Annotated in this window: 6 protein-coding genes; 5 read left to right on the plus strand and 1 reads right to left on the minus strand. The window is 62.6% G+C overall.

What is annotated here, in order from left to right; translation table 11 throughout:
- Nucleotides 1-1,599 (plus strand): FMN-binding glutamate synthase family protein, encoded by a 1,599-nt coding sequence (locus FUT88_RS14020; protein WP_147215975.1) that lies wholly within the window; start codon nt 1-3, stop codon nt 1,597-1,599.
- A 20-nt stretch (nt 1,600-1,619) separates the two neighbouring features.
- On the opposite strand, the gene FUT88_RS14025 is transcribed toward FUT88_RS14020, so the two are convergent.
- Nucleotides 1,620-2,228 (minus strand): glutathione S-transferase, encoded by a 609-nt coding sequence (locus FUT88_RS14025; protein WP_024979069.1) that lies wholly within the window; start codon nt 2,226-2,228, stop codon nt 1,620-1,622.
- A gap of 239 nt (nt 2,229-2,467) precedes the next feature.
- Between FUT88_RS14025 and purB the strand changes: the two genes are divergently transcribed.
- The 4 genes from purB to FUT88_RS14045 all read left to right on the plus strand — a co-directional run bounded on the left by purB (nt 2,468) and on the right by FUT88_RS14045 (nt 6,016).
- A complete protein-coding gene (gene purB, locus FUT88_RS14030; protein WP_147215977.1) occupies nt 2,468-3,841 on the plus strand; it encodes an adenylosuccinate lyase in 1,374 nt (457 codons plus the stop codon).
- 340 nt (nt 3,842-4,181) lie between these two features.
- Nucleotides 4,182-4,685: a cytochrome b gene (locus FUT88_RS14035; protein WP_147215979.1), complete on the plus strand. Its 504-nt coding sequence runs from the start codon at nt 4,182-4,184 to the stop codon at nt 4,683-4,685.
- A gap of 98 nt (nt 4,686-4,783) precedes the next feature.
- Complete coding sequence (locus FUT88_RS14040; protein WP_147215981.1) at nt 4,784-5,356, plus strand: YceI family protein; 573 nt, start codon at nt 4,784-4,786, stop codon at nt 5,354-5,356.
- A gap of 63 nt (nt 5,357-5,419) precedes the next feature.
- Nucleotides 5,420-6,016 (plus strand): YceI family protein, encoded by a 597-nt coding sequence (locus tag FUT88_RS14045; protein ID WP_147215983.1) that lies wholly within the window; start codon nt 5,420-5,422, stop codon nt 6,014-6,016.
- The last annotated feature ends 45 nt before the right edge of the window (nt 6,017-6,061 follow it).

Raw genomic sequence — 6,061 nt, forward strand, 5'->3', positions numbered from 1 at the left:
ATGCTGCCACGTCGTTACTGGGCCTTTGCGGGCGTTGTGCTGTTGTTTGCCGTCACCGCCGGGTTTGCGGTAGCGGGGCGCCTGCATTGGGTGTGCGCGGTCATTCCGGGCATGTTCGTCATCCTCGGCGTGCACGACATCACGCAGACGCGCCACTCGGTGTTGCGCAACTACCCGCTCTGGGGCCATTTTCGCTTCCTGTTCGAGTTCATTCGTCCGGAAATCCGCCAGTATTTCGTTGAAGACGACACCGACGAAAAGCCGTTTTCGCGTGCCCAGCGCAGCATCGTTTATCAGCGCGCCAAGGGCGAAGTCGACAGCCGTCCGTTCGGTACCGAAGTCGATGTGAAGGTGGCCGGGCACGAATGGATCGGCCACTCGCTGGCACCGTCGCGCATTGCCTCCTCGGACTTTCGCGTGATGGTGGGCGAGGGGCGCGCCAAGCCGTATTCGATGTCTGTGTTCAACATCTCGGCGATGAGCTTCGGGGCGCTGTCGGGCAATGCCATTCGCGCACTCAACCGCGGTGCCAAGCTCGGCAACTTCATCCATGACACGGGCGAGGGTTCGATCTCGCCGTACCACCGCGAAGAGGGTGGTGACCTGATCTGGGAAATCGCCTCAGGCTACTTCGGCTGCCGCGATGCCAATGGCCGCTTTGATCCGGACCGCTTTGCCGAACAGGCGCGCAGCCCGCAGGTGAAGATGATCGAGGTGAAGTTGTCGCAGGGTGCCAAGCCGGGGCACGGTGGCGTCTTGCCTGCGGCCAAGGTGACGCCCGAGATTGCCGCCACGCGCGGCATCCAGATCGGCAAGGATTGCATCTCGCCGGCCTCGCATTCGGAGTTCAATTCGCCGCTGGGTTTGCTGCAGTTTGTAGACCGGCTGCGTACGCTGTCGGGCGGCAAGCCGACCGGCTTCAAGCTGTGCATCGGGCATCCGTGGGAGTTCTTTGGCATCGTGAAGGCGATGCTCGAGTCCGGCATCCTCCCGGACTTTATCGTCGTTGACGGCGCGGAAGGCGGCACGGGCGCCGCGCCGCTGGAATTTACCGACCACGTCGGCACGCCGCTGCAGGAAGGGCTGCTGCTGGTGCACAACACGCTGGTCGGGACCAACCTGCGCGACAAGATCAAGATTGGCGCGTCGGGCAAGATCGTCACGGCGTTCGACGTCGCTCGCACGCTGGCCATGGGTGCCGACTGGTGCAACGCTGCGCGTGGCTTCATGTTTGCGCTGGGCTGCATCCAGGCGCAGAAGTGCCACACCGACCGCTGCCCGACCGGCGTGGCGACACAGGACCCGTCTCGTCAGAAGGCGCTGGTGGTGCCGGACAAGGCCGAGCGCGTGCATCAATATCACGCGCACACGCTGCATGCGCTGCTGGAGCTGACACAGGCGGCGGGCCTGCAGCATCCGGCGGATTTCCGCGCGCACCACATCGTGCGGCGCGTGTCAGGTAACGAGGTGCAGTTGCTCTCGACGCTGCTCAAGTACCTGGAACCCGGCGATCTGCTGGCCGGGCGGTACCGTTACCAACTGTATGAGCGCTACTGGCCGATGGCCCAGGCCGAACGGTTTGATCCGGTGGCCGTGTAACGCTCCCCAATTGCCCTGGATTACTGCGGCTGGGTTTCCATGAAACTCGGCCGCTTCTCAATGCGCGCGTAGAACGTGGCGAGGTTCGCGTGACGTTCGCGCCAGTCGATCTGCGGCTGGCGGAAATCCAGATAGGCAAGCGCGCAGCCGACGGCAATGTCCGCCAGCGTGAGGTGGTTGCCGTTGCACCAGGTCTTGTCGGCCAGGCCTTGCGACATGGCTTGCAGCGCTTGGTCGATCTTGTGGGTCTGGCGCGCGAGCCACGTTTCGCTGCGCTGCTCCGGTGTGCGCTGCGTGTGTTCAATGCGCAGCATGAGCGCGGCGTCGAGCAGGCCGTCAGCCAGCGCTTCCCAGCAGCGCACTTCCACGCGCTCCCGGCTCGATGGCGGAATGAGGCGCGCCACCGGCGACAGCGTGTCGGCGTATTCCGCAATGACGCGCGAGTCGAACAGGGCGCCGCCGTCGTCCATTACCAGGCAGGGCACCTTGCCCAGCGGGTTGAACTGGTGGATCTGCGTACCTGCGCTCCACACGTCTTCCAGCACGAACTGGTAGTCGATTTTCTTTTCAGCCAGGACCACGCGCACCTTGCGGGTGTACGGGCTGGCGTGCGATCCGATCAGTTTCATAGGCATGTCATGTTGGAGGCGGAAGTATAGCCGCGCACTTTCCCGAGTGCGCTGCGCGGCGCCTGAACCCGACTCAACCAAACGGAGGCTTGCTTTAGGCCGGATTGGCCGTGAAAGACAGGTGCCGGGTGGTAAAATCGCGGGCTCGCCTGGGTGCGCGTATGCACCTTGGTTCAACGCGCAACGCTGCGTCCGGGTTGTCCGGATTGAGATTCCCTTCACATTTTTCCCCGCCTGCCATGTCGTCGCTTTCTGCCCTGACCGCTCTGTCTCCCATCGATGGCCGCTACGCTGCCAAGGCCGATCCGCTGCGCGAGTGGCTGTCGGAAGCCGCTTTCATGCGCAATCGCGTGAAGGTGGAGGTGCATTGGCTGATCGCGCTGTCGCAGGCCGGGCTGGCGGAGATCCCGCGTTTCTCGGCCGCCGCCGAAGGCGCACTGCTGGCGCTGGTCGAGAACTTTGCCGAGGCAGACGCCGCCCGCATCAAAGAGATCGAAGCCGTCACCAACCACGACGTGAAGGCCGTCGAATACTGGATGAAGGAGCGCGTGAAGGGCAACGCCGAGCTGGAAGCCGCCAGCGAATTCATTCACTTCGCCTGCACGTCGGAAGACATCAACAACACCTCGCACGGGATGATGCTCAAGGGCGCGCGCGACACGGTCATCGTGCCGACGCTGCGCCGCGTTCAGGCGCGCCTGGTGGAGCTGGCCCATGCCAACGCCGACGTGCCGATGCTTTCGCGCACGCACGGCCAGCCGGCCAGCCCGACGACGCTAGGCAAGGAAATGGCCAACGTGGCCGCCCGCCTGGACCGCGCCATCCGCCGCATCGAAGCGGTTGAACTGCTGGGCAAGATGAACGGCGCGGTGGGTAACTACAACGCGCACCTGTCGGCGTATCCGTCGCTGGACTGGGAGGCCTTCTCGAAGAACGTGATCGAGACGCGCCTGGGCCTGACGTTCAACCCGTACACCATCCAGATCGAGCCGCACGACTACATGGCGGAGCTGTTCGACGCCGTGGCGCGCGCCAACACGATCATCCTGGATCTGGACCGCGACGTCTGGGGCTACATCTCGCAGGGCTACTTCAAGCAGAAGACCAAGGCCGGCGAGATCGGCTCGTCGACCATGCCGCACAAGGTCAACCCGATCGACTTTGAAAATTCCGAAGGCAACGTCGGCTTGGCCAACGCGGTGCTGCGCCATCTGTCGGAAAAGCTGCCCGTGTCGCGCTGGCAGCGTGACCTGACGGATTCGACCGTGCTGCGCAACATCGGCGTGGCGTTCGGCTACAGCCTGCTGGCGTACGACGCCTGCTTGCGCGGCCTGGGCAAGCTCGAAACCAACCCGGCCCGCCTGGCCGAAGACTTGGACAACTGCTGGGAAGTGCTGGCCGAGCCGGTCCAGACCGTGATGCGCCGCTATGGCATTGCCAATCCGTACGAGCAGCTCAAAGAACTGACGCGCGGCAAGGGCATTTCGCGCGAGGCGCTGCGTGAGTTCATCGGCACGCTGGCGATTCCCGAAGACGCCCGCAAGCTGCTGCTCGACATGACGCCCGGCAGCTACATCGGCAAGGCTGAAGAACTGGCGCGCCGTATCGCCTGATTGTTGCAAAAATTTGGTGGTGCCGTCTGAAGAACGGCCCGTTCTCGAATCCGAGGGCGGGCCGTTTTGCTTGGTGTGCGCTGTAGAACCGTTCTACGCGCCGCTGATATGAGCATGCCTAGTCAATCAAAAAATTTGAATCGCTTGGTGAACTTCAGCTTGCCTTGGCAGGTCGGATCGCGCAAATAATGCACAATCGTTTGGCGTCGTGGTCTTACCCACAGGCGCCGCCTACCGAGCGCTACAACATACCGAGGGAACCGATGTCACAAGCCGCCCACTCGAATCTCGCCATGCGCGCGCCGCTGACCACGGCGCCTATGCCAAGCCTGCGATTGCGATGCACTGGATCGTCGCGCTGCTGATCTTCGCGGCCTTCGGGCTTGGTCTGTACATGACCGATATCCCAGGCTTTACGCCGACCAAGCTGAAACTGTTCTTGTATCACAAGTGGATTGGCATCACGGTGCTGATCTTTGCCGTGCTGCGTGTGCTGTGGCGCCTGACGCATCCGGCGCCGGCGCCCGTGCCGGGTATGCCGAAGTGGCAGCACGCCGCCGCGGAAGCCGCACACGTCGGGCTGTATCTGCTGATTCTGGCGGTGCCGCTGAGCGGCTATTTGCTGAGCGTCGCGGCCGGCGTCAAGGTCGTCTACCTTGGCCTATGGGAACTGCCGATGCCGTTCGACAAGAGCGACGCGCTGAAAGACGTCTTCAGCATGGCGCACGAATGGCTCAACTGGACCATGGCGGCCATCGTCGTGGTGCACATCCTGGCAGCGCTCAAGCACCACGTCGTCGATCGTGACGGCACGCTGCGCCGCATGGTGCCTTTCCTCCGCTGATTTCCAAACGCGCCGGTGCACGGTGTGTGCCGGTGCTTCTGCCTGTCCATCCTGACCAAGACTGCCGGCACGACCGGCCTGACCGAAGGAGTCTGATGATGAAACGTTTTGTGCGCCCCCGCGCCATTGCCCTGGTTGCCGCTGGCGCGCTGTCGATCGCTGCCGTATCGGTATCGGCCATCGCCCAGGTGGACGCCGCCAAGAGCAGCGTCACCGCCACCGGCAAGCAGCTCGGCGTGCCGATGGACATCAAGTTCGGCAAGTTCGACGCCGTCGTCAATTACAACCTGGCCAACGTGGCTGCATCGACTGCCAAGGTGGACATCGATGTCACCAGCGTCGACGTTGGCAGCAAGGAATACAACGACGAACTGAAGAAGAAGGACTGGTTCGACACGGCCAAGTATCCGAGGGCAACGTTCGTCTCGTCGGCGTTCAAGCCCGGCGCGGGCGGCAAGGTCGACGTGGTCGGCAAGCTGACCATCAAGGGCATTACGCAGGATGTGACTGCACCTGTCACGTTCAAGCAGGAAGGCGCCAATCAGGTCTTTGAAGGCGCTTTGCCGGTCAAGCGCAACGCATTCAAGGTGGGTGACGGTGAATGGAAAGACACGTCGGTCGTCTCGGACGACGTGACGATCAAGTTCCGCGTCGTCATCGCCAAGAAGTAATCGGTAGTCCTAACTCAACGTTTTTTCGGCCCTCGTGTGCCGCTTTTATCCGCAGGAGTTCTCATGAAATTGCGTACCCTCGTTGCCGCACTGTCGGCCATTGCTGCCACTGCCGCTTTCGCTGCACCGGTCACGTACCAGCTCGATCCGAACCACACTTACCCGAGCTTTGAAGCCGACCACATGGGTGGCCTGTCGAAGTGGCGCGGCAAGTTTGAAAAGTCCAGCGGCACCGTGACGCTGGATCGCGCCGCCAAGACCGGCAGCATCGATGTGACCGTGCAGACCGACAGCATCGACTTCGGTCACGCCAAGATGAACGAGCACGCCAAGAGCGCCGAGATTTTCGACGTGGCCAAGTACCCGACCGCCACGTTCAAGGGCAACTTCACGAAGTTCAAGGGCGACGTGCCGACCGAGGCCGAGGGCCAGTTGACGCTGCACGGCGTGACCAAGCCGGCCAAGCTGGAGATCGACGCGTTCAAGTGCATGCAGCATCCGATGCTCAAGCGTGAAGTCTGTGGCGCGGACGCCGAGATGAAGTTCAAGCGCGATGACTTCGGTGTCGACTACGGCAAGGCCTACGGTTTCAACATGGAAACCAAGCTGAAGATTCAGGTGGAAGGTGTCAAGCAAGACGCCAACGTCGCACAGCAGTAAGCCAGGCGGCACGCCTCTGCCAAAGAAAAAGCCCCGCAATTGCGG

Origin of the sequence: Ralstonia sp. TCR112 (assembly GCF_007997035.1) — a bacterium.
Lineage (GTDB): Bacteria > Pseudomonadota > Gammaproteobacteria > Burkholderiales > Burkholderiaceae > Ralstonia > Ralstonia edaphi.

Coding starts and splice junctions, on each gene's coding strand:
- FUT88_RS14025 (WP_024979069.1), bottom strand. CDS start 2,228: ATGAAACTGATCGGATCGCACGCCAGCCCGTACACCCGCAAGGTGCGC.
- FUT88_RS14035 (WP_147215979.1), top strand. CDS start 4,182: ATGCACTGGATCGTCGCGCTGCTGATCTTCGCGGCCTTCGGGCTTGGT.
- FUT88_RS14040 (WP_147215981.1), top strand. CDS start 4,784: ATGAAACGTTTTGTGCGCCCCCGCGCCATTGCCCTGGTTGCCGCTGGC.
- FUT88_RS14020 (WP_147215975.1), top strand. CDS start 1: ATGCTGCCACGTCGTTACTGGGCCTTTGCGGGCGTTGTGCTGTTGTTT.
- FUT88_RS14045 (WP_147215983.1), top strand. CDS start 5,420: ATGAAATTGCGTACCCTCGTTGCCGCACTGTCGGCCATTGCTGCCACT.
- purB (WP_147215977.1), top strand. CDS start 2,468: ATGTCGTCGCTTTCTGCCCTGACCGCTCTGTCTCCCATCGATGGCCGC.